The sequence below is a fragment of the Pseudomonas sp. xss_4 genome (genome assembly GCF_043104125.1).
GTDB classification, from domain to species: Bacteria; Pseudomonadota; Gammaproteobacteria; order Pseudomonadales; family Pseudomonadaceae; genus Aquipseudomonas; species Aquipseudomonas parafulva_B.
Genome location: NZ_JBICKJ010000091.1, coordinates 73,865 through 92,622 on the forward strand (window position 1 = coordinate 73,865; position 18,758 = coordinate 92,622).

At 57.9% G+C, this 18,758-nt stretch carries 23 protein-coding genes, 1 tRNA gene and 3 pseudogenes; 5 read left to right on the forward strand and 22 right to left on the reverse strand.

Features of this window, described 5'->3' with window-relative positions:
• Positions 1-59: 59 nt before the first annotated feature.
• The gene (locus ACF8GB_RS20350) at positions 60-497 is read left to right on the forward strand and encodes a GNAT family N-acetyltransferase (protein ID WP_058638488.1); all 438 of its coding nucleotides are present in this window, start codon (positions 60-62) and stop codon (positions 495-497) included.
• Between the two features lie 665 nt (positions 498-1,162).
• On the opposite strand, the gene ACF8GB_RS20355 is transcribed toward ACF8GB_RS20350, so the two are convergent.
• From ACF8GB_RS20355 to ACF8GB_RS20420, 14 genes and pseudogenes are all read right to left on the reverse strand, one after another.
• Positions 1,163-1,708 carry a hypothetical protein gene (locus ACF8GB_RS20355; protein ID WP_392527557.1) on the reverse strand — a complete coding sequence of 182 codons (546 nt, stop codon included), beginning with the start codon at positions 1,706-1,708 and terminating at the stop codon, positions 1,163-1,165.
• Between the two features lie 214 nt (positions 1,709-1,922).
• Positions 1,923-2,921: a hypothetical protein gene (locus ACF8GB_RS20360; protein ID WP_392527558.1), complete on the reverse strand. Its 999-nt coding sequence runs from the start codon at positions 2,919-2,921 to the stop codon at positions 1,923-1,925.
• Positions 2,922-3,074: 153 nt separating this feature from the next.
• Positions 3,075-3,992 (reverse strand): hypothetical protein, encoded by a 918-nt coding sequence (locus ACF8GB_RS20365; protein ID WP_392527560.1) that lies wholly within the window; start codon positions 3,990-3,992, stop codon positions 3,075-3,077.
• Positions 3,993-4,287: 295 nt separating this feature from the next.
• Positions 4,288-4,539 carry a hypothetical protein gene (locus ACF8GB_RS20370; protein WP_392527562.1) on the reverse strand — a complete coding sequence of 84 codons (252 nt, stop codon included), beginning with the start codon at positions 4,537-4,539 and terminating at the stop codon, positions 4,288-4,290.
• A complete protein-coding gene (locus ACF8GB_RS20375; protein WP_392527564.1) occupies positions 4,536-4,790 on the reverse strand; it encodes a hypothetical protein in 255 nt (84 codons plus the stop codon). The genes ACF8GB_RS20370 and ACF8GB_RS20375 overlap by 4 nt, the downstream gene beginning before the upstream one ends.
• Complete coding sequence (locus ACF8GB_RS20380; RefSeq protein WP_392527565.1) at positions 4,783-5,103, reverse strand: hypothetical protein; 321 nt, start codon at positions 5,101-5,103, stop codon at positions 4,783-4,785. The genes ACF8GB_RS20375 and ACF8GB_RS20380 overlap by 8 nt, the downstream gene beginning before the upstream one ends.
• Complete coding sequence (locus tag ACF8GB_RS20385; RefSeq protein WP_392527566.1) at positions 5,103-5,378, reverse strand: hypothetical protein; 276 nt, start codon at positions 5,376-5,378, stop codon at positions 5,103-5,105. The genes ACF8GB_RS20380 and ACF8GB_RS20385 overlap by 1 nt, the downstream gene beginning before the upstream one ends.
• A 207-nt stretch (positions 5,379-5,585) precedes the next feature.
• Positions 5,586-5,825 carry a hypothetical protein gene (locus ACF8GB_RS20390; RefSeq protein WP_279925240.1) on the reverse strand — a complete coding sequence of 80 codons (240 nt, stop codon included), beginning with the start codon at positions 5,823-5,825 and terminating at the stop codon, positions 5,586-5,588.
• Positions 5,826-5,910: 85 nt separating this feature from the next.
• A complete protein-coding gene (locus ACF8GB_RS20395; protein WP_279925241.1) occupies positions 5,911-6,705 on the reverse strand; it encodes a DNA adenine methylase in 795 nt (264 codons plus the stop codon).
• A 153-nt stretch (positions 6,706-6,858) separates the two neighbouring features.
• Positions 6,859-7,419 carry a lysis protein gene (locus ACF8GB_RS20400; protein WP_392527568.1) on the reverse strand — a complete coding sequence of 187 codons (561 nt, stop codon included), beginning with the start codon at positions 7,417-7,419 and terminating at the stop codon, positions 6,859-6,861.
• Positions 7,416-7,955 (reverse strand): glycoside hydrolase family 19 protein, encoded by a 540-nt coding sequence (locus ACF8GB_RS20405; RefSeq protein WP_392527569.1) that lies wholly within the window; start codon positions 7,953-7,955, stop codon positions 7,416-7,418. Before ACF8GB_RS20405 ends, ACF8GB_RS20400 begins: the two co-directional genes overlap by 4 nt.
• Positions 7,956-7,989: 34 nt before the next feature.
• Entirely contained in the window at positions 7,990-9,033 is a 1,044-nt protein-coding gene (locus tag ACF8GB_RS20410; protein WP_392527571.1) for a phage late control D family protein, read from the reverse strand.
• A 58-nt stretch (positions 9,034-9,091) separates the two neighbouring features.
• A complete protein-coding gene (locus tag ACF8GB_RS20415) occupies positions 9,092-9,298 on the reverse strand; it encodes a tail protein X (protein ID WP_392527573.1) in 207 nt (68 codons plus the stop codon).
• A pseudogene (locus ACF8GB_RS20420) lies at positions 9,273-9,626 on the reverse strand (phage tail protein); the annotation flags it as partial. The gene ACF8GB_RS20415 and the pseudogene ACF8GB_RS20420, both read right to left, overlap by 26 nt.
• Before the next feature lie 4 nt (positions 9,627-9,630).
• Between ACF8GB_RS20420 and ACF8GB_RS20425 the strand changes: the two are divergent.
• Positions 9,631-9,897 (forward strand): annotated as a pseudogene (locus tag ACF8GB_RS20425) (hypothetical protein); the annotation flags it as partial.
• 60 nt (positions 9,898-9,957) lie between these two features.
• Here ACF8GB_RS20425 and ACF8GB_RS20430 read toward each other — a convergent pair.
• The gene (locus ACF8GB_RS20430) at positions 9,958-11,127 is read right to left on the reverse strand and encodes an AAA family ATPase (protein ID WP_392527574.1); all 1,170 of its coding nucleotides are present in this window, start codon (positions 11,125-11,127) and stop codon (positions 9,958-9,960) included.
• Positions 11,128-11,386: 259 nt separating this feature from the next.
• On the opposite strand from ACF8GB_RS20430, the pseudogene ACF8GB_RS20435 reads away from it, so the two are divergent.
• Positions 11,387-12,243 (forward strand): annotated as a pseudogene (locus ACF8GB_RS20435) (IS5 family transposase).
• An 80-nt stretch (positions 12,244-12,323) separates the two neighbouring features.
• Here ACF8GB_RS20435 and ACF8GB_RS20440 read toward each other — a convergent pair.
• From ACF8GB_RS20440 to dapA, 5 genes are all read right to left on the reverse strand, one after another.
• Positions 12,324-12,413: transfer RNA gene (locus tag ACF8GB_RS20440), tRNA-Ser, on the reverse strand.
• Positions 12,414-12,505: 92 nt separating this feature from the next.
• Positions 12,506-13,216, reverse strand: a complete 711-nt coding sequence (gene purC, locus ACF8GB_RS20445; RefSeq protein WP_016498342.1) for a phosphoribosylaminoimidazolesuccinocarboxamide synthase — start codon at positions 13,214-13,216, stop codon at positions 12,506-12,508.
• A 29-nt stretch (positions 13,217-13,245) separates the two neighbouring features.
• Positions 13,246-14,004 (reverse strand): MBL fold metallo-hydrolase, encoded by a 759-nt coding sequence (locus ACF8GB_RS20450; RefSeq protein ID WP_392527575.1) that lies wholly within the window; start codon positions 14,002-14,004, stop codon positions 13,246-13,248.
• Positions 14,005-15,126: an outer membrane protein assembly factor BamC gene (gene bamC / locus ACF8GB_RS20455; protein ID WP_058638490.1), complete on the reverse strand. Its 1,122-nt coding sequence runs from the start codon at positions 15,124-15,126 to the stop codon at positions 14,005-14,007.
• 15 nt (positions 15,127-15,141) lie between these two features.
• Complete coding sequence (dapA, locus tag ACF8GB_RS20460) at positions 15,142-16,029, reverse strand: 4-hydroxy-tetrahydrodipicolinate synthase (protein WP_058638491.1); 888 nt, start codon at positions 16,027-16,029, stop codon at positions 15,142-15,144.
• A 259-nt stretch (positions 16,030-16,288) separates the two neighbouring features.
• On the opposite strand from dapA, the gene ACF8GB_RS20465 reads away from it, so the two are divergent.
• Positions 16,289-16,849, forward strand: a complete 561-nt coding sequence (locus ACF8GB_RS20465; protein ID WP_023536329.1) for a glycine cleavage system protein R — start codon at positions 16,289-16,291, stop codon at positions 16,847-16,849.
• Between the two features lie 10 nt (positions 16,850-16,859).
• Positions 16,860-17,333 carry a peroxiredoxin gene (locus tag ACF8GB_RS20470; RefSeq protein WP_078478139.1) on the forward strand — a complete coding sequence of 158 codons (474 nt, stop codon included), beginning with the start codon at positions 16,860-16,862 and terminating at the stop codon, positions 17,331-17,333.
• Between the two features lie 42 nt (positions 17,334-17,375).
• Here the strand turns inward: ACF8GB_RS20470 and ACF8GB_RS20475 are convergent, their stop codons facing one another.
• Both ACF8GB_RS20475 and ACF8GB_RS20480 read right to left on the reverse strand, forming a co-directional pair.
• The gene (locus ACF8GB_RS20475; protein WP_058638493.1) at positions 17,376-18,446 is read right to left on the reverse strand and encodes an AI-2E family transporter; all 1,071 of its coding nucleotides are present in this window, start codon (positions 18,444-18,446) and stop codon (positions 17,376-17,378) included.
• 18 nt (positions 18,447-18,464) lie between these two features.
• A complete protein-coding gene (locus ACF8GB_RS20480; protein WP_058638494.1) occupies positions 18,465-18,704 on the reverse strand; it encodes a sulfurtransferase TusA family protein in 240 nt (79 codons plus the stop codon).
• Between the last annotated feature and the right edge of the window lie 54 nt (positions 18,705-18,758).

Here is an 18,758-nt window from a genome sequence, read left to right on the forward strand (position 1 = left end):
CTGAGGAATTTAGGGATCCTATGAATTCAAGGAAGCCCGCTTAGAGACTCAAACCAAATATGAACCACTCAATCAGACTCGCCAACCTAGCGGATATTGATGCGATTTTTGATATTCGAACCAGCGTGCACGAAAATCACTTATCCCGTGAGCAGCTAGCCGCAATGGGAATTAGCCCCATTACGGTAAGGCAGGCCATTTTAGAGGCCCCCTGTGCTTGGATTGCCGAGGTCAATGGTGCCCCTGTAGGTTTTTCTATGGCCGATGTCGAGGACGGGTGTGTGTTTGCCGCTTTCGTTCTACCCGGATTTGAGGGAAACGGGCTGGGCCGCAGACTCATGGAGCAAGCAGAGACGTTCCTCTTTCAACACCATCAAACGATCTGGTTAGAGACAGCTCAAGCGAGCCGTGCATGTGGCTTCTATCGGCACCTTGGCTGGCAGCCTGTGAAGAACTTGACTGAGGGTGATGTTCGCTTTGAAAAGTCTCGAAGCTAACAACCAATAAAGGTGCCCTGGATCTCATACCTGGGCGGGCATCCGCCTGATCACGCAAGCTGTGTTCGACAGACGCCTACTGGACTTGCTTGTACAGCCCGTCTCGCAAGCCTTAAAAAAGCTCTCAACAGCACCGCCACCGCCCTAGTGATAAATACCATGAGACCGGGAAGCCCTAGCCCGGTTAGAGGTCTAAAAACATTGTCCTAAGATGGCCTGCTGCGTGCTGGAGGGTGAAGTTATTGCCCAAAAAACCAATATTTTCGAGCACCAATGAAAAAGCCCCCGAAAACTCAACATTTTCGGGGGCTTTGACTACTTCGCGTATGGCGGAGAGATAGGGATTTGAACCCGCCCGAGAATCTCTATAGGCCTCCGGAGGCCAGCATAAATGGCTACTCTGGCTTTAGCGGATGGCCTGCAAAGGCCTAACACGCCCTAAGATTTGCCCTAATTTCGCCCTAAAAATTTAGCGGTCAATCGAATGGTCGGGATCCAAAACGCTGCTAGCGCTCGCGGATGCCCATAGCACCATTCTTCTATCAAGCGCAAAAGCCGGCATGGGAGCGCCGCCGCAGTCGATCCGAAGCTGCCCTTCACCATGGCCGGCTGACGGCCAAGAGGAGGCAGGTGAATGCGCCCAGGAAGGTGAAAGCTCCAATTTGTTAGCCATTCACTAACACCTTGAGTCTCGCGAGTATGCTCTCGCAAAGAGTATTAAAACGATGCTGTTGCTGCTCGTTATAGAAAAAAATCCCTTTGCTTCGTGTCGATGCCATTATCGTCGCAGATACTGACACAGTTATTGCACAAATAACAGACTCTCGCTCTATTGCGTAGTGATCGGTATTAAAGTGTACAAGATTGTTTCTAGATTCATTTAGCCAGTTAATCGCGCACCCATCTATTCCTGACTCGCCATCAAAAAGCTTGCTGAATAATTCCATAAAGTAATCAAGGTGAGGATCAGGTAAATCCTCTTTTTTTTCGTACGCCTCTAACCATTTTTTTTGGTGTCTCGGCTTCCACGTATCCAAGCCTACACTGCCTCGAAGCGCGATACACATAGAAGCCTGAAGGGCAGAGTGAGCAGCGATGATTGCCCACTTCCAGGAGGTTGGACTCATTGGCTCGCTCTGAATCTGAGCAAAAATTTGCTCGAGAGATGCTTCCAGATCAATAAAACGGTCGAACTCAATATAGCCTTTCATTTCGCTTCAACTCTTCCTTGACTCTTAATTAAGATCGAATACGCTGAGCGGCGCGCCGAACTCAAGAAAGTTTTAGTTTTCCCCGCGCTCTCGCAACCGCTATAGCATTTGAACGTCTGGGTGTTCGCTTTGAGTGGCTATCCGGTTCTGACCACTGGCGCATTCCTTGTCTATAGCGTTCGGGTGGGTGACTCACAACGTCAAGGTGTAATACTCATTGAATAGTCGTAATTCCGAAGACTTGGGGATCAGCACAAAATATATGAGAATGGGCTTGGTACGCGGCTAGCACATTAAATCTCTCAAGCAACCTCATATCATTGTGATGATGCTGCGCCGAAAATTTAATACTAAAAGACCCTACTTGATCTTTCATATAAGACGGAATCTCTACAAGTGTCTGCTTTGACAAGTTCAAAAAGTTAAATGAAACAAACGCACTCCGATTTAAGTTAAAAAGAAACATATTATGATTGGGATCTTGAGTCCCCTGGAGATAACCTGTATCAGGTATTGCGACTCTGTAGCCTACAACGTCGTCAAATGTTGAGACTATGACATGTCCCATGTGACCCGTTGGCTCAAAAAACTTTTCGACTGATGCTTCCAGAATACTTTTTGTGCCTCCAGGTGGGGTCATTAAAGCCAGAAACAGAATTTCCAGCCACTGTAAGTACTGATCACTCGTCACCCCGAACTCTGCGCAAACTTTAGCTAAGTGAGGCTTAGTGCCCGTGCGAATGTCAGTAAAGTTGGCCAGCAAAAGAGGATCAGTTGGATACAACCCCAACAGCCCTTTAAACATATCAATTGTTCTAGCAATCGAATATGGGTTTCTTATCCACCCCATAAACTTTGCTTTGAATACTCGTTCAGCGGCACTCTTCAAAACCTTGCTTCCCGAATAGATCTTTGATTCGGAAATAAGGAGGTCAGCAGCCGGAGCCAGATCCACTTCAAAAGCCTGAAAGAAATCCTCCAGGTTTTTTCTCAAAGATGAGCTTTTTACATCGAAACTGAAAAGATCATCGAAAGACAGATTATTCTGAATCTTGACTCCCTCAGTATTAGTCAGGCGAACAACACCATTTTCTCGATCGACCACTTCAAACTTGTAGACTCGCTTCTTATGCTTTGGCCTACTCTCATCTATACAATTACTGCGCTGCTCAGACTGAGATATGAAATGTTGATTTCTTGTTAGATTTTCCATAACCTCTCCTTGCTCCGGTGCCTCTTAATTAATTCAATTAACTCGTGACACCCCAAAACCACGCAAACCCCATGAAAACCTGGGAGAATTTATTTACATGACCCACCAGTCTCGAGCGAAATTAGTCGCTGAGGCACCTGATTAGTCACTGCGTTAATTTCCGGCTACGGATTTTAATGATGTTTCAAAGTATTCGGTCCCGGTATATCCGAGGATAGCCCCTACCACGAACGCACCGTAAAAGTCCTCAAGAGTCACAAAGCCTTTGGTCGACTCTTGTCGAGATAACACAATAGCAAGAATCATGGCCATTACAATTATGCCCAACGCGCTAACAACAGAAGCTGCGACTGAAAAATCCGGTGAAAGAATACCGTTATTTAGTTGCCGTGCGAGCCATCCCAGTATGCCGCCTGATACTGCACCAAGAACAATTGATTTAACTGGCGGCTGGACAGAGACCGTCACAGGGACAACTTGGCTTCGAGGTTCATCACCTACCCGGAACTTTATAAGCGCGTAGAGATCGAGCACCTTCGGCTTTACAAATAGCCAGTGAGCTGTCTGAAGCTCGAACGAGGCCAGATCCTCCTGGTGGGGCGGAATTTCTCTCTCCTCACTAATACCATCCATTTCTACATTGGGATTGTCGAACACTACCTCGGCACCTTCTGCATTATTTATATGGACGTTGTCGTTAGGTTTGAATGGGGTTTTAAAAGTGAGCTTTGACTTTGGCTCCATGTTTATATGAAAGTTACTTCCTCTTGGGGCGGGAAATTCAGCGGTAAGTGATCCAAAGCTAATCTCCGCCACTCTAAAGTTTGAAAACCCCGTAAGTAATCGCTGGATTAAACTTCGCTCAACATTCCTTTCGCCAGCCGAATCCGCCAACCTCACTGCTTGCGAAGGCAGTAATGGCGCTGAGGAAGGTGCTTGAATAGACTCTATTACAACCTTTTCAGAAAATGGATTCCTGACAATCAAACTCACAGTCGCAATAGTGCCCGCTACAATTGGAGGAGATTTAACCTCAACAGAAAGTAGCCCCTTAACTTTGGTTGTTTCCATTAATAGGCCTTTAGCCGTTAGCTAGATAATTCTGAGACTGTCCAGCCTGTAAATGGACAGCTAGTGCCAGCCTGCACTAAATTATTGTGGTAGGACAAAGTTAGCAATTCATTGTGCTGGATAATTCCCGCTTTAGGAAGCTACTACTTTGCCATCATCTTGTCCAGTGACCGGTCACTGACCCATTTCTGCCCTCCACGAAGCGCAGTGATAGGACGATAGCGGTCAATCATGCCAGAGGTTCCACTGACGCTTAGAGACCGATTAACGAATTTGATGAGCCAGATAACTTGCCTCAGAACTCGACGCGAACCCCCTCTAAGCCCACCTCTTCGGCAAACTTCACCAGGGTATCGACCTTGGCCCAGGTCTTCACCGCGTCGCGCTTGGAGCGCACCGGGATCAGCCGCGCCGTGGGGCCGCCGACGCGGATGCTCAGGGTCCACTGACTGCGGTCTTCTTCCCAGCGGCCGGCCACCGCCTCGCGCACCTGGCGGGTGCTGGCCAGCACCCGCAGGGTGTTCACATCCACCGCCTGGCCGATCACTGGGTGCGCCCCAGTTCCTGCAGGCGCGCCGTGGCGGCCTGCTCGATCAGCAGGTACAAGCGCTCGATCTGATCGGCCTCCAGCGCTTTCAGTAGCTCCAGGGCTTCCACCATGCCCTCGGCGCGCGCCTGGGCGATCAGGCAGTTGGTCGCGCTGTTGGCTATCTGGATTTCCGTCAGATGCTTGCGCAGCACCCCGTGGTAGACCGGCGGCAGGACCAGCCCGGGCATGAACTCACCGGCGTTACGCATAACGATTCCCCTGGGTCGATTGCGACACGGCGGCAATCTCGAAATAGTCGCCGCTCTCGGCAACCCCCTGCACCGCGCCGGCCAGCACGGTGCCGTCGGGCAGCACCAGGGTGGCGCGGCCGACGCCCGGGGCCAGCAGCAGGGCCACGCCCAACTGGCGGTCGACCAGCACCGACACCGGCGCGCCGGCGCTGGGCCGGCTGACCACCACGTCGACGCCCGGGCGCTCGGTGGTGCGGCCGAGCCCGGGCGCCGCGTCATAGGTCAGGGTCAGGTCGGCCGGCCCCCGGTAGGACAGCGCGGCACTGGTCATCAAACGGCCTCGGCGGGGCGGTTCTGGCCGCTCAAGCGCTGCCAGCCCAGCAACTGGAAATTGCTGCAGCCGATATTGCCCTGCTTGAAGTGCTCTTCACTCAGAAAGCTTTCAATCCAAGTCACATCGCTGACGTACTCCAGGTCATTCACCAATTCGATCAGCCAGCGCCCGTGGACCTGCACGGGTAGTTTGGGATTGTTCACGTGCTCCATAAAGTCGTCCGAAACGGGTGCAGGCTGGTAATAGCAGTAGTGCAAAAGGTAGGTGGCCATGGGGGGCAATTCCTTGCTCAGGCGTAGGGGTTAAGTCAACGGGATCTGCAGCCCGCGTGATTCGCGGGGCAGCCCTGGGGTGCGCCGAAATCACTTTAGCGGTTTTGGTCGCCCATTTCCGTCATTTTGGGAGCCACGGGCAAAAGAAAGGCCCCCGGTCCTTGCGGACTGGGGGCCTCTATTTAACAGAAAATCCGTTATGGACAGTTAGCGGCGCGCCCACTCAGCCACCGGTACTTCGTACACGGCAAGCGCGCGATCAACCAGAATATCGTCCACAGCGCGGCGGCAATGCGCTTTCAATTCATCAATGGTGATTTCGTGCAGTTCCGCTACCGAGTGGGCCACCTTGGTCGGCCCACCCCCGTCACGGACCTTGAGAAACAGCAAGTGATGCAGGGGCATGCTGGCGTAGGGGTTCTGTGGGTCATGTGGCGCTTCACTCATGGCCTTGCTCCTTGTTGGGTGATGGCCCAGTGTAATCACTTCTTAAACTGAGTCGAGTCGCCGACGCACAACTAGAAAGAGGCATTTAGAACAAGCTGCCTAGCGAGGCCGGCTGCCAGTTCATTATCACCAGCTCACCCGTGACGTCCGCCTTGCAGTGGCGCTGGTTAGTAGTGCTGTAGCGGATATCCAAGCACTCAAAGTGGAAGCCGTCGAAAACCCGCCGAATGTCTGGGTGATCGTTGATGCTGACCATCACCCTGCCCTTGCACCGCCGCATGAAGTCTGCCATGCGTTGGTACTCCTCAAAGGGGAAGTCGACGCCGTAGCCGACGGTTTGCCAGTAAGGTGGATCCATGTAGAAGAACGTGTGCACTCGATCATAGCGCTCGGCGCAGGCGAGCCAAGACAAGTTCTCGACGTAAGTGCCGGCGAGGCGCTGCCACGCGGCGGACAGGTTTTCCTCAATGCGCAGCAGGTTGATGGCCGGACCCGTGGTAGCGGTACCGAATGTTTGCCCCGTGACCTTGCCGCCGAAGGCGTGCTGCTGCAGATAGAAGAACCGCGCCGCGCGCTGGATGTCGGTCAGGGTTTCGGGCCGCGTCATCTTCTGCCACTCGAAAATCTGGCGGGAGCTGAGCGCCCATTTGAACTGGCGGACGAACTCCTCCAGGTGGTGCTGCACAACGCGGTAGAGGGTGACCAAGTCACCGTTGAGATCGTTCAGCACCTCCACCGGAGCGGGCTGGGGACGCATGAAGAACAACGCGGCACCGCCGGCGAAGACTTCAACATAGCATTCATGAGGGGGAAAGAGAGGGATCAAGCGGTCGGCCAGGCGGCGTTTGCCGCCCATCCAGGGGATGATTGGAGAGGTCATAGGTATGCAAGTCTTTACTGTATAGATAAACAGGTGTTAGGCTCGCCGCGCTTTGTGCACAAGGCAGAGGTCACGGCTGGACTTGCAGGAAGGGTCTGCGGGTTCGGTGGGCCGGGCTGGATGTTGACGCATCCGTCCCGGCTCGCCTCTTTACTACTGGGTGACTTCGCGGACATAGGCCTGGCAGGCCTGCAGCGCGATCAGTCCCCGGTCACCTTCGTCGGTGATGGCGACAATTCGTTGAGCATGCGCTCGGTCAAGTGGGGCGCGTATGGCGCCATGTACCAGGCCTCCGGGGCCGGCGGCTTCTCGCAGCCCACCGTCACTACTCGAGGCGGCAAGGGCTCCGGCCTCGACAAGGACTGACAGCCGCAGATCAGCGGTAGCAAGCCGGTCACGCAGGCGAGCTTGAGTTTGTTGAGCATCTTCCATCTCCTGCCAGTGCGTTTGTGCCTGGGCCTGCAGGCGCGATTCCAGGGCGCGCCGCGCATCCTGTTCTTCAGCCAGCTGATCAAGCGCTGCTGCAGCAGCCTTCTCTCGCTCCAGGCCATGTGCGCGATCCTTCTCCGCCAACTGCTTGCCGAAGTCATCGGCTTGAGCAGCCAACTGCGCCTTGTAGGCGTTGGCCTGCCACATCCAGGCTACCCGGGCGCCGCCAGCGCTGGCGGCCAGCAGCAGCACCACGGCGACCAAGCGGGTGGTCCAGGCGCTCACTGCAGCACCTCGAGCGCTCGCTTGTAGATGGTCTTGCGATCCTCCAGGCCGTTGGTACCACCATTGATACGCTTGGTGATGGCCAGGATGTCGCACTTGTCGGCCAAGCTGTTCAGGCCCTCCTTCTGCCAAAACCAACCGGCCGACATCGATGCGTAGACTGGATGCTCGAGCAGCTCGGGGGTATTGAGCAGGCGACTGTCACCGAACAGAGCTTCGTAATTGAACCGACCGGTTACCTGGATGAGCCCACGCCCTCTATACAGCTGGCCATCACCGTCTGCTGCAGGTGTGTTGCCCAAGCGCTGAGCCAGGCGACCGGTGTCGTACTTCGACAAGTACTTGTCATTGCCGAGCTCACGCACGTACTGCAGCTGCCCCGACTCGTGCCCGATCTGGGCGAGAAACGCAGCCATACGCAGGCGCGTGATGATGGCGAACTTACCCATGGTGGCGTTGAGCCCGGGAACGAAAACGCCGGCTTTCGAGCCGGCGTTAGGGAGGATCTTTTGAAGCTGTTGAATTGAGATACCCATTGAGGTCTCCAGTCATGGCCGCGTGCGGCCGGGGTTACAGCTGCTCAACCTTGAGCGGCTTGGTGTCTTTCTTTTTCTTGCCCGAGGCCTTGGCCTTGCCCTTCTTGCCGCCGTTGCACTCAACGGTCGTAGTCCAGCCGGACTGGGTGAATACCTGCTCGACGCCGTCCACCAGGTACTCGCCATCGAGCCCCGGCTTGAAGCCCTGGGCGTTGATCGAGCGTTCGGCAAACAGATCGGTGCGACCGGGCATTTCCAGGCGCACGCCGGCCGTGCTGCGGTTGAACGCGGCCAGGCGCGCCTTGGCGGCCTGCTGGGCGGCGGTTTTGTTGGGGTAGACATGACGGTCGGTGTGCACCGGCGGCAGGCCGTCCGGCGACTCGTCGTTGGCCAGCTCGACCACCTGCAACTTGCCCGTCTTCGGGTCCTGGTGCTGGGTCTTCACCGCCTTCTGCGAGTTGCGATCACCGAGGCGGAACTGATAGCGGGAAACGTCCGTCTTGTTGATGGTGATGACCGCCAGCGCCTTGCCGGTGGTGCTTTGGCCGCCTTGGCGCGGCATGACCAACAGCTTGCTTTCGGCCACCTTGGCGGTGCAGTCGTACTGCTTGGCCAGGCGGGTGACAAAGTTGTAATCCGACTCGTTGCGCTGGTCGACGCGCTCGACCTTGGTGTCGACCGGGCAAGACACCTCCCAGCCGTTGCGCTTGGCGATTTCGCCAACGATCTGCGACACTGGCACGTTCTCCCAGCTGCCGCTACGCACGGTCTTGCCACTGCCGCGCATGTCGCTGGCCTTGCCGCGTATCACGATGGTGTCGGGCGGCCCGCTCAATTCCACCTCGTCGACGGTGTAGGCGCCCAAGCGGGTCAGCCCTTGGCCCTCGTAGCCCATCATGACCACGACGTTGCTACCGCGTGCCGGCAGCGCAACCGCCTGGTCGCGGTCGTCAATGCGCAGCTCGAACTCGTCCGACTCCATGCCGGGCTTGTCCGAGGTGCGCAGCAGCAACAGGCGGTCATTGATCAGCGCGGTAATGTCGTTGCCATCCGCGACGATTTGATACGTGGGTTTCATGCAGGCTCCAGAAATGCAAAACCCCGCACGGGGCGGGGTTCGTTACGCGTAACGCGGTTTAGCCGAACAGCTGCAGCAGCTCGACCGCCGGCGCCGGAAGATCCGGCAGCAGGATCAGCTGGCCGGCGCGGTACGGCTGCGCCTGCCTGGCCAGATCCGGGTTGGCATCGAGCACCGCCTCGACGGTGCCGTTGAGGTGCCCGTAATGGTGTTGGCAGATAACATCGAGCAGATCCCCGTCAGACGTTCTGCAGGTCGTTGCCATAGCTCACAAACTCCAGGGTGAAGCCTTGTTTTCGGGGGATACCGCCTGCCAGCAGGTGGCTTTGTTCTTCCTCGACACTGATCAGGCACCAGTCGCCCAGCACCTCGCCGTAGCCCGTCACGAGGTTAAGCGCGCGCAGGTTGCGGCCGATGGAACGCAAGGTGTTGAGCTGCTTGAGCCCGGCCTTGTGGTTCGGGAAGATCGCACCTTTGAGCGTGATCTTTTCCTCACCCAGGCCCACGGCCTGCTGCGCCGTGCTCCGGCGCAACCGCTCCTGCCCCTGCCAACGAAACGACGCTTGCCGGTGTAGCTCGTTAAACGCGGCGGTGCCCGCCCATCTGGAGAAAGCCGGCATTCGCCATCGAGGCGCTAACCAGGCGCGCCACACGTTCGCGAGCCAAGCGCTGTCGAGCTATGTTCCGATTGAATGGGTTGCCCGACAACTCGGCCATAGCGATACGACCATGGTGCGCAAGCACTACGGCCGATGGATATCTAAGGACACGAAAAGCATGGCGGAGGTTGTTTCCAACATGATGGGCTTTGGCGAAGTAAATAGTCAAAACCAAGCAAATCCCACCATGGACGCGCTGAACTAGCAAAAGCTTTGGTCGGATTTGCAGCAGGCTTAAAGCCTGCTGCAAAAATCTTACTACATGTTAACGGCCGTCTTGGCGACGCATGAATTCAGCAAATAATGGAACAGTGAAATCTAAGTAACCGTGATCCGTGCTATATATCATCCCTTTGGCGATAATATTTGCACGAGTAGGCCCTAAAGAAGACTGCGATCTATCCATACTTTTTGCAATATCTGCCATCGCATATGGTCCGTCTCCAAGGTCCGACATGGCCTTAACGAATTGCACTTCGGCACGGGTTAGTCGATCAATCCGGACCCGGAAAAAACCTGTATCTAAAGATGCCAGGGTCTCACCATACGATCTTTCCACGTCGTCTTCTGTAATCTCAGGACCATCTGCGTTGTTCCAAGAAAAGGAAGCCCACTCCTGTAGGAAAAAAGGATAGCCCCGTGTTCTGTCGACGATTGACTGCAGGGCTGCCTCTCCGATAGAGGACTCTTCTTCAACAATGGGTTTCTCTACAGCGCGCGCGGCGGAAACTGGGTCTAACGCACTGACCTCGGGATAGAGGAACAGCCTTTCTGCGTACGATTTCGCTTCCCCTGCAAGCTTGGCTACTTGTGGTAAACCCGCGCCAACCATCAACACTGGAAGTCCATCTTGTGCCATCTGGTGAATCGAGACAATCAGGGCGCTCAGATCTCCTTCAGACAAATATTGAACTTCGTCAATGAGAAGTATCCAACCTTTCCCTGCCGCTTGCGCCGCCTTGCCGATCTCACGGAAAAGATCGGGCAGGTCGTATTGTAGATCCCCGCTATCAGCGAGACCGGGCTCAGCCTCTACCCCTACTTCAACGCCTGCGACCTCGATTTTGAAGCAAGCGGCAAATCCGCGTAGCCCTTTTAGGCCGCGAGACGCGATCTGTTTAGCCGCCTCTACAGTAGACAAAGCCCTCATCACCTTGCGCATTTCGGGATAAAGAAGGCGAGCCAAGGATTCGCTCTCAGGCGATTCCACTTTGGATACAAGGAGCCCTTCGGAGGAGGCGATTTTGCCTACTTCATTCAGCAGCACCGTCTTGCCAGTACCGCGGAGTCCGAGAAGCATCATTGAACGAGCACTACGGCCTGCGACTGCGCGGCCGCAAGCTATTCGCGCCGCTTCTAGGACATCATCCCTTCCTGCTAACTCTGGGGGTCTGCTGCCCGCCCCAGGTGCAAAGGGGTTACGATAGGGATCCATTTGAGCGCCTCCAGGATATTGGTATCTAGCAATGTCTAATAATATCTAGCAAAAAACGCTATATTTCAATAGATTCCGCTAGCGCTTTGAACCCGCCCCTACACCAGACCAAAATAACTGATCTAATCCGGCCTATAGCGGACTAGCGAAGCGCGATTCTGCCCTAGGCTCTGTCTGAAATCCCAAGAAACTGAAATGTGGCCGCGGAACAGCCTGGGTTCGGTACAGTCGCCGACCATCAACGGAAAGGAATTCTGTGATGGCAAAGCGTTATGAGCTCTCTGATGAAGCATGGGAGGTGGTCGCCGACCTCTTTACGGCAGTCCACGTCAGGGGCAGGCCCCGCAGCAGTGATCGCTTGATGCTCGATGGTGTTCTCTAGGTGCTCTGCTCAGGAGCAGCCTGGCGAGATATGCCCGAGCGTTTCGGGTCTTGGGCGACTGTCTATCACCGCTTCCGAGTCTGGCGAAACCGCGGAACGTTCGATCAGATGCTCAGACGATTGCACCTCAGACTCAATGACAAAGGCTTGATTGATCCCCACACCTGGATGATCGATTCGACCGCTGTTAGAGCAACCCGTGCTTCATCTGGAGCGCGGAAAAAAGGGGGCCTGACGAGCCTGCCGATCACGCTCTAGGCCGAAGTCGTGGCGGCCTGACAACCAAAATCCACATGCTCTGCGATGCCAACGGGATACCGTTGCGCTTTCTCCTCTCTGGCGGTCAAGCCAGTGACATCAGCTACGCACAACCACTGCTGGACGAGGTCAGCATTCCATCGAGCCGACGTGGCCGTCCGCGCAAGCGCTGTAAATGGCTACTTGCCGACAAGGGCTACGACGCCGAAGCGCTACGCCGCTACTGCGATCAATATCGAATGCAACCCGTCATCCCGCTGCGCTCGATGAAGCGCAAGCCCAAGCCTGGCTTACCCAGACTGTTCGACCGGCCCAAATACCGACAGCGCAACATCATCGAACGCATGTTTGGCTGGTTGAAAGAGAACCGCCGGATCGTCACGCGCTTCGACAAGCTCGCAAAAAGTTACGCCGCGATGGTTTCGCTGGCTTGTGTCCTGCGGTGTATGCGACGGCTTTTTTCAGACAGAGCCTAAGAATGCCCTAATCCGAACCACGAAAACGACAAAGCCCCCGAAAACTTCAACATTTTCGGGGGCTTTGACTACTTCGCGTATGGCGGAGAGATAGGGATTTGAACCCTAGGTACTGTTGCCAGTACAACGGATTTCGAATCCGTCCCGTTCGACCACTCCGGCATCTCTCCAATGCCGCGCATCATACCAGCGAATTCTGAAAACGCAAACCTTTATTTTCAAAAAAACCGCGTGGTATCAGGCGCTTGCGTGTGCGGGCGCCTTACAGCGGCACGCCCAGACGCTTGGCAACTTCTTCGTAGGCTTCGATCACATCGCCCAGGCCCTGACGGAAGCGGTCCTTGTCCATCTTCTTACGGGTTTCCTTGTCCCACAGGCGGCAGCCGTCGGGGCTGAACTCGTCGCCCAGCACGATCTGGCCGTGGAAGACACCGAACTCCAGCTTGAAGTCGACCAGCAGCAGGCCGGCGTCGTCGAACAGCTTGGTCAGCACCTCGTTGACCTTGAGCGACAGCTTCTTCATTTCGACCAGTTGCTCGGCGGTGCCCCAGCCGAAGGCGACAACGTGGGATTCGTTGATGAAGGGGTCGCCCTTTTCGTCGTTTTTCAGGAACAGCTCGAAGGTGGACGGCTCCAGCTTGATGCCCTCCTCCACGCCCAAGCGCTTGACCAGGCTGCCGGCTGCGTAGTTACGCACGACGCATTCGACCGGGATCATGTCCAGCTTCTTGACCAGGCACTCGTTGTCGCCCAGCAGTTTGTCGAACTGGGTCGGCACGCCGGCTTCTTCGAGCTTCTGCATGATGAAGGCGTTGAACTTGTTGTTCACCGTGCCCTTGCGGTCCAGCTGCTCGATGCGCTTGCCGTCGAAGGCCGACGTGTCGTTGCGAAACAGCAGGATCAAGCGGTCGGCGTCATCGGTCTTGTAAACCGATTTGGCCTTGCCGCGGTAGAGTTCGTCGCGTTTTTCCATGATTGGGCTCCGCTTGCGTGAGGGGTGGGCTAGGCGATGGCGCGCCAGTCGAGCCCGTGTTCCTGATTTGCCACCTCAAGCCAGTCAGGGTCGCACCCAAGGGTGTCGACAAAGCACTGGCGGGCCAGGTGTGGCAGGTTGTTCTTGCTGCTGAGGTGGGCCAGCACCAGATACTGCAGGGTATTCCAGCCCAGCTCATGTACCAGGCTCGCGGCCTGGTGGTTGTTCAAATGCCCGCGCATGCCGCCGACCCGCTGCTTGAGAAAGTAGGGGTAGTGACCACGCGCCAGCATGTCGCGGCAATGATTCGCTTCGATCAACAGCGCATTCAGGTCGCGATAGCCGTCCAGCAGCCGCGCGTCGTACGAGCCCAGGTCCGTCAGCATGCCGAAACGGCGTGTGCCGTCGCTGATCACGTACTGCAACGGTTCATGGGCATCGTGCTCTACGCGCGATGCCGTAACCTCCAGGCTGCCGACGCTCAGGCGCTGGCCGCAAGCCAGGAAACCGGCCACTTCCACCGGCTTTCGCAGCCCGCGCAAAGTGCCCTGGCTCAGGTAGACCGGTACATTGTAGCGCCGCGACAGCAGGCCAACCCCATGCACGTGGTCGGCATGTTCGTGGGTGACCAGCACAGCGCTCAGTTGGGCTGCCGAGACACCGAGCAGCGCCAGGCGCCGCTCGGTCTCGCGCAGGGAAAAACCGCAATCGACCAGGATGTAGGTATCACCACTGGCGATCAGCGTGCCGTTTCCCTGGCTACCGCTTCCAAGTACGGCGAAGCGCACTTAACCCAAGTGGTCCTGAATGGCACTCAGCACACGTCGAGCGACATCGGCCGGAGCCACGGTGTTGATGTTCTTCTCGACCGTGACCTGCACGTTTTCACCCACTTTGCTCAGGCGCACCTGATAGCGCTCGGCACGGGCTTCGCGCTCTTCCTTGGTGGGCTCGCTGCCGAACACACGACCGAAGAAGCCAGGCTTGTTCTCTTTGTCCTCGGGTTTTTCGGACAGGTTGATGTAGTACAGGCCCAGGCTGCGGTTGATGTCCTCGACCCGCCACTGGCCACCCTGCTCCAGGGCACGGCCAACGCTGGACCAGGCGCGATCCAGGTCGGCGCCAACGTTCAGGACCGGGTTGCCGCTGCCGTCTTCGCTCAGGCTGACGCGGTTCGGCACATCGAAATCACGTTCGGCCAGCAGCGACACCGAACCGCCCTTCTCGGCGCTGCGGTTCATGCTGGCGAGCAACTCGTCGACCAGCAGGGCGTCGGCGCCGGTGTTGGTGGAGCTGGACGGGAAGTCAGGTTCGGCGCTGCTGCCAGCCGGACGCTCGACGGTGACCACGTATACCTCGGAGGTGTTGCGCTGCACGCCGGGCTCCATGCGCACACGCACGCGCACTTCGCTGTCGTTGCTGCTGGCCGTGCTGGCCAGGCGCTGGCCAAGGGAGGCCGAGAGTTCGTCGAAACGCTGCCAGGTGGTGCTGAATTCGCCCGTCTGCGGACGCTCCTCAGCGATACGGAAGCCGTTGTCCTCGAAGAACTGACGCGCCACCGGCCAGACTTCAGCCGGGGCGTGCTGGGCCAGTACCCAACGGCTGCTGCCGCTGCGCTGCAGGCTGTAGTCGTTGGCCTGGCCCGCACCGCCGGTCAGCGGCTGAGGGCGCGGCACTTCGTACTCGCCGCTGACGTTGTCGTCGGCAACATTGCGCGGGATGGGCAGCAGGGGGTCGAGGCGCTTGACGCCGCTGACGTCCGAAGGCAACTGCATGGGCGCGGTCGAGTGCGCCTGCAGGTAATCGCTGCCGCGGTCGCGGAAATAACCATCCTCGCCCCACAGCCAGCCGCACCCACTGGTGCTGGAGATGATCAGGGCAAGGGCAGAAAGGCCAGCCAGTCGCTTCATGCAGGGTACTTCCTCTTAAACCAGTACGCCGGACTGGCGCAGGGCAGTACGGACTTTGTCGTGGCAGCCTTCGCTAAGCCAGGTCAGTGGCAGGCGAATGCCTTTTTTCATCAGGCCCATCTCGACCAGCGCCCATTTGACGGGGATCGGGTTGGACTCGCAGAACAGGTCTTTGTGCAGCGGCATGAGCGTGTCGTTGATTGCGCGGGCCTTCTCGGCATTGCCCTCAAGGGCGGCCTCGCACAGGTCGGCCATTTGCCGCGGGGCGACGTTGGCCGTGACGGAGATGTTGCCCTTGCCGCCCATCAGGATCAGCTCGACGGCGGTTGGATCGTCACCGGACAGCACGATGAAGTCGCTGGCAACGCCCTCGAGGATGGCCTTGGCGCGGGCCATGTCACCGGTGGCTTCCTTGATGCCGATGATGTTGGGCACCGTCGAGAGGCGGATGACGGTTTCGGCCTGCATGTCGCAGGAGGTGCGGCCTGGCACGTTGTACAGGATCTGCGGGATGTCGACCGACTCGGCAACGTGCTTGAAGTGCTGGTACAGGCCTTCCTGGGTCGGCTTGTTGTAGTACGGCACGACCAGCAGGCAGGCATCGGCGCCGGCATTCTTGGCGTTCTGGGTCAGGTGCACGGCTTCGGCAGTGGAGTTGGCACCGGTGCCGGCGATGACCGGGATCGGGCTCTTGCTGCGCTTGACGCGCTCGACCACGTGCTTGATGACCAGGATGTGCTCTTCGACATCCAGCGTGGCGGACTCACCGGTGGTGCCGACGGCGACGATGGCGTGGGTGCCGTTTTCCAGGTGGAAGTCTACAAGTTTGTCGAGGCTGCCCCAGTCAACACGCCCTTGTGCATCCATGGGAGTGACCAGTGCCACCATACTGCCCGCAATCATGTATCTGCTCCTGCCGGAAAAAGAGAGCGGTAATGGTACTGGGGGCATCGGCCTTGCACAAGCGAAGCAGGCGGGCGGAGCATTCCCCTCGGCGCCTTATTTCGCTACCCTTGATGCTTTGATCGGTGCAGCACGGCCCGCCGGGCCGTAGACCCTGCTCCCGGCCAGCGCCCCGGCCCTCGCCTGCGAGTGCCGAGCGCTGCCTACAGGAGGCTTTCGCCCGTCCTGCATCGACCGCTCATCGCTTTAGGAATGCTGCATGTCCACCCCCACTGTCCGCGAACAATTCCTCGTCATCAGCGCCTTGGGGCCCAACCCCATGGAGCTGGCCAATGTACTGAGCCGCGCTGCCTTCGAAAACCGCTGCGCGGTGGTCACCTCGCGCCTGAGCCGCCATGGCGAGACCAGCGCACTGGTTTTGCAGGTCGGCGGCAGCTGGGATGCCCTGGCGCGCCTTGAGGCCATGCTCCCCGGCCTTGGCAAGAAGCACGGCCTGACCCTTGACGTGGTGCGCAGCGCCGACCAGGAAGTACGCCCGCAGGCCCTGCCCTACGTGGCCTATGTCAGCGCCGCCTACCGGCCTGACATCATCAACGAGCTGTGCCAGTTCTTCCTTGACCACCGTGTCGAGCTCGAAGCCATGACGTGCGACACCTACCTGGCACCGCAGACTGGCAGCAGCATGCTCAATGCCCAGTTCACGGTGATCCTGCCGGCCGGCACCCAGATCAGTTGGCTGCGCGACCAGTTCCTGGATTTTGCCGACGCGCTGAACCTCGATGCCCTGATCGAGCCCTGGCGCCCACAAAACCCTGTCTGAGGAGGTTCCCATGGCCGTTGCACTCGACCAACCTGTCCCCGACTTCACCGCCCAGGCCACCAGTGGGCAGACGGTCAGCCTGTCCACGCTCAAGGGCCGCCAGGTGGTGGTGTATTTCTACCCCAAAGACAGCACGCCAGGCTGCACCACCCAAGGCCAAGGCTTTCGCGATCAACATGGCGCCTTCGAAGCCGCCAATACCGTGGTGCTTGGCGTCTCGCGCGACGGCATGAAGTCCCACGAGAACTTCAAGGCCAAGCAGGGTTTCCCGTTCGAGTTGATCAGCGACAAGGACGAGGCCCTGTGCCAGCTGTTCGATGTGATCAAGCTGAAAAAACTGTACGGCAAGGAATACCTGGGCGTGGATCGCAGCACCTTCCTGATCGATAAGGAGGGCGTGTTGCGCCAAGCGTGGCGGGGGGTGAAAGTGCCTGGCCATGTGGATGCCGTGCTGGCAGCGGCCCAGGCCCTTAACGAGGCCTGATCGGATCAGGCTGCGTCGGTCATCGGCGCAGCCCTATGGCTGTCAGAGCAAGGGCGATACACTGGGCTCCTGACGCGGCCAGGCATCCAGCACGGCCTTGATCAGGGTCGCCAACGGAATGGCGAAGAAGATGCCCCAGAACCCCCACAGCCCACCGAACAGCAAGACCGCGCAGATGATCGCTACCGGGTGCAGGCTGACGGCCTCGGAGAACAGCAGCGGCACCAGCACGTTGCCATCGAGCGCCTGGATGATCGCGTAGACCGTCATCAGGTAGATGAACTGGTCTCCCCATCCCCATTGAAACAACGCGATCAGTGTCACCGGCACGGTAACCACCACCGCCCCTACATAGGGCACGACCACCGATAGCCCAACCAACAGTGCCAGCAACGCGGCGTAGTTCAGGCCCAGGGCGATGAATGCGATGTAGGTGGCAATGCCACAGATCAGAATTTCGATGCCCTTGCCCCGGATGTAGTTGGCGATCTGCCGGTTCATCTCGCTGCCCACACGGTTGAGCAAGGTGCGCTGACGCGGCAGGTAGCCACTGACCCAGCGGCCGATCAGCTCGCGGTCCTTGAGGAAGAAGAACACCAGGATCGGCACCAGTACCAGGTAGATCATGGCGTTGACCAGCAGCGGCAGGCTGGACAGGGAGAACGTCAGGGCCCATTGCCCGAACTTGCCGATCTCGCCACGGACCGACTCGATGGCATGCAGCACCTGCTCGTCCGACACCAGGTGCGGGTAGCGCTCTGGCAGCAGGAGCAGCAGTGACTGCCATTTGCCAAGCATGCCCGGCAGCTCGTTGAACAGGGTGATCAGCTGGTGCCACAGCAGCGGCACCAGCACCAGCATGAACACCGCCAGCGCGCCCATGAACAGGGCAAAGACCAGCATGACCGCCAGTCTCGAAGGCACTCGCAGACGCTCCAGGGCGTTGACCAACCCCTGCATGAGAAATGCCAGCACCATGCCGGCCAACACTGGCGCCAGCATCCCGCCCAGCGTGAGCACCGCCGTGAACGCCAGAAACAGCAAGACCGCCAGCACCACCGCTTCTTCATCGGAGAAGTAGCGCTGGACCCAGTCGCGTAGCACTTTGAACATGAACGATCCTTGTAGGACTCAGGCCTTGCGCAGCCAGTAGGTGTAGGTACCGGCCTCGGCCGTTTCGTGCAACAGGCTATGACCGGCCAATTTAGCGAAGGTGCGAAGGTCGCGTTGGGAACCTGCGTCGGTCGCGATGATCTTGAGCACGGCACCACTGGCCAGGCCATTGAGCGCCATCTTGGCCTTGAGCAGCGGTAACGGGCAGTTCAGCCCGCTGGCATCGAGTTCGGCGTCACAGGTCAGGGGGGTGCTCATCAACGGGGCTCTCCAGGGCAATGCCGGCCTACGGCCTGATCGGCCGCCTAGGAT

Excerpts from the sequence above, each read along its gene's own strand:
- ACF8GB_RS20480 (WP_058638494.1), bottom strand. The coding sequence starts at position 18,704 with ATGAGCACCCCCCTGACCTGTGACGCCGAACTCGATGCCAGCGGGCTG.
- ACF8GB_RS20430 (WP_392527574.1), bottom strand. The coding sequence starts at position 11,127 with ATGGATCCCTATCGTAACCCCTTTGCACCTGGGGCGGGCAGCAGACCC.
- dapA (WP_058638491.1), bottom strand. The coding sequence starts at position 16,029 with ATGATTGCGGGCAGTATGGTGGCACTGGTCACTCCCATGGATGCACAA.
- bamC (WP_058638490.1), bottom strand. The coding sequence starts at position 15,126 with ATGAAGCGACTGGCTGGCCTTTCTGCCCTTGCCCTGATCATCTCCAGC.
- ACF8GB_RS20350 (WP_058638488.1), top strand. The coding sequence starts at position 60 with ATGAACCACTCAATCAGACTCGCCAACCTAGCGGATATTGATGCGATT.
- ACF8GB_RS20410 (WP_392527571.1), bottom strand. The coding sequence starts at position 9,033 with ATGAAACCCACGTATCAAATCGTCGCGGATGGCAACGACATTACCGCG.
- ACF8GB_RS20360 (WP_392527558.1), bottom strand. The coding sequence starts at position 2,921 with ATGGAAAATCTAACAAGAAATCAACATTTCATATCTCAGTCTGAGCAG.
- ACF8GB_RS20365 (WP_392527560.1), bottom strand. The coding sequence starts at position 3,992 with ATGGAAACAACCAAAGTTAAGGGGCTACTTTCTGTTGAGGTTAAATCT.
- ACF8GB_RS20385 (WP_392527566.1), bottom strand. The coding sequence starts at position 5,378 with ATGGCCACCTACCTTTTGCACTACTGCTATTACCAGCCTGCACCCGTT.
- ACF8GB_RS20380 (WP_392527565.1), bottom strand. The coding sequence starts at position 5,103 with ATGACCAGTGCCGCGCTGTCCTACCGGGGGCCGGCCGACCTGACCCTG.
- ACF8GB_RS20405 (WP_392527569.1), bottom strand. The coding sequence starts at position 7,955 with ATGGGTATCTCAATTCAACAGCTTCAAAAGATCCTCCCTAACGCCGGC.
- ACF8GB_RS20375 (WP_392527564.1), bottom strand. The coding sequence starts at position 4,790 with ATGCGTAACGCCGGTGAGTTCATGCCCGGGCTGGTCCTGCCGCCGGTC.
- ACF8GB_RS20395 (WP_279925241.1), bottom strand. The coding sequence starts at position 6,705 with ATGACCTCTCCAATCATCCCCTGGATGGGCGGCAAACGCCGCCTGGCC.
- ACF8GB_RS20475 (WP_058638493.1), bottom strand. The coding sequence starts at position 18,446 with ATGTTCAAAGTGCTACGCGACTGGGTCCAGCGCTACTTCTCCGATGAA.
- ACF8GB_RS20465 (WP_023536329.1), top strand. The coding sequence starts at position 16,289 with ATGTCCACCCCCACTGTCCGCGAACAATTCCTCGTCATCAGCGCCTTG.
- ACF8GB_RS20415 (WP_392527573.1), bottom strand. The coding sequence starts at position 9,298 with ATGGCAACGACCTGCAGAACGTCTGACGGGGATCTGCTCGATGTTATC.
- purC (WP_016498342.1), bottom strand. The coding sequence starts at position 13,216 with ATGGAAAAACGCGACGAACTCTACCGCGGCAAGGCCAAATCGGTTTAC.
- ACF8GB_RS20390 (WP_279925240.1), bottom strand. The coding sequence starts at position 5,825 with ATGAGTGAAGCGCCACATGACCCACAGAACCCCTACGCCAGCATGCCC.
- ACF8GB_RS20355 (WP_392527557.1), bottom strand. The coding sequence starts at position 1,708 with ATGAAAGGCTATATTGAGTTCGACCGTTTTATTGATCTGGAAGCATCT.
- ACF8GB_RS20470 (WP_078478139.1), top strand. The coding sequence starts at position 16,860 with ATGGCCGTTGCACTCGACCAACCTGTCCCCGACTTCACCGCCCAGGCC.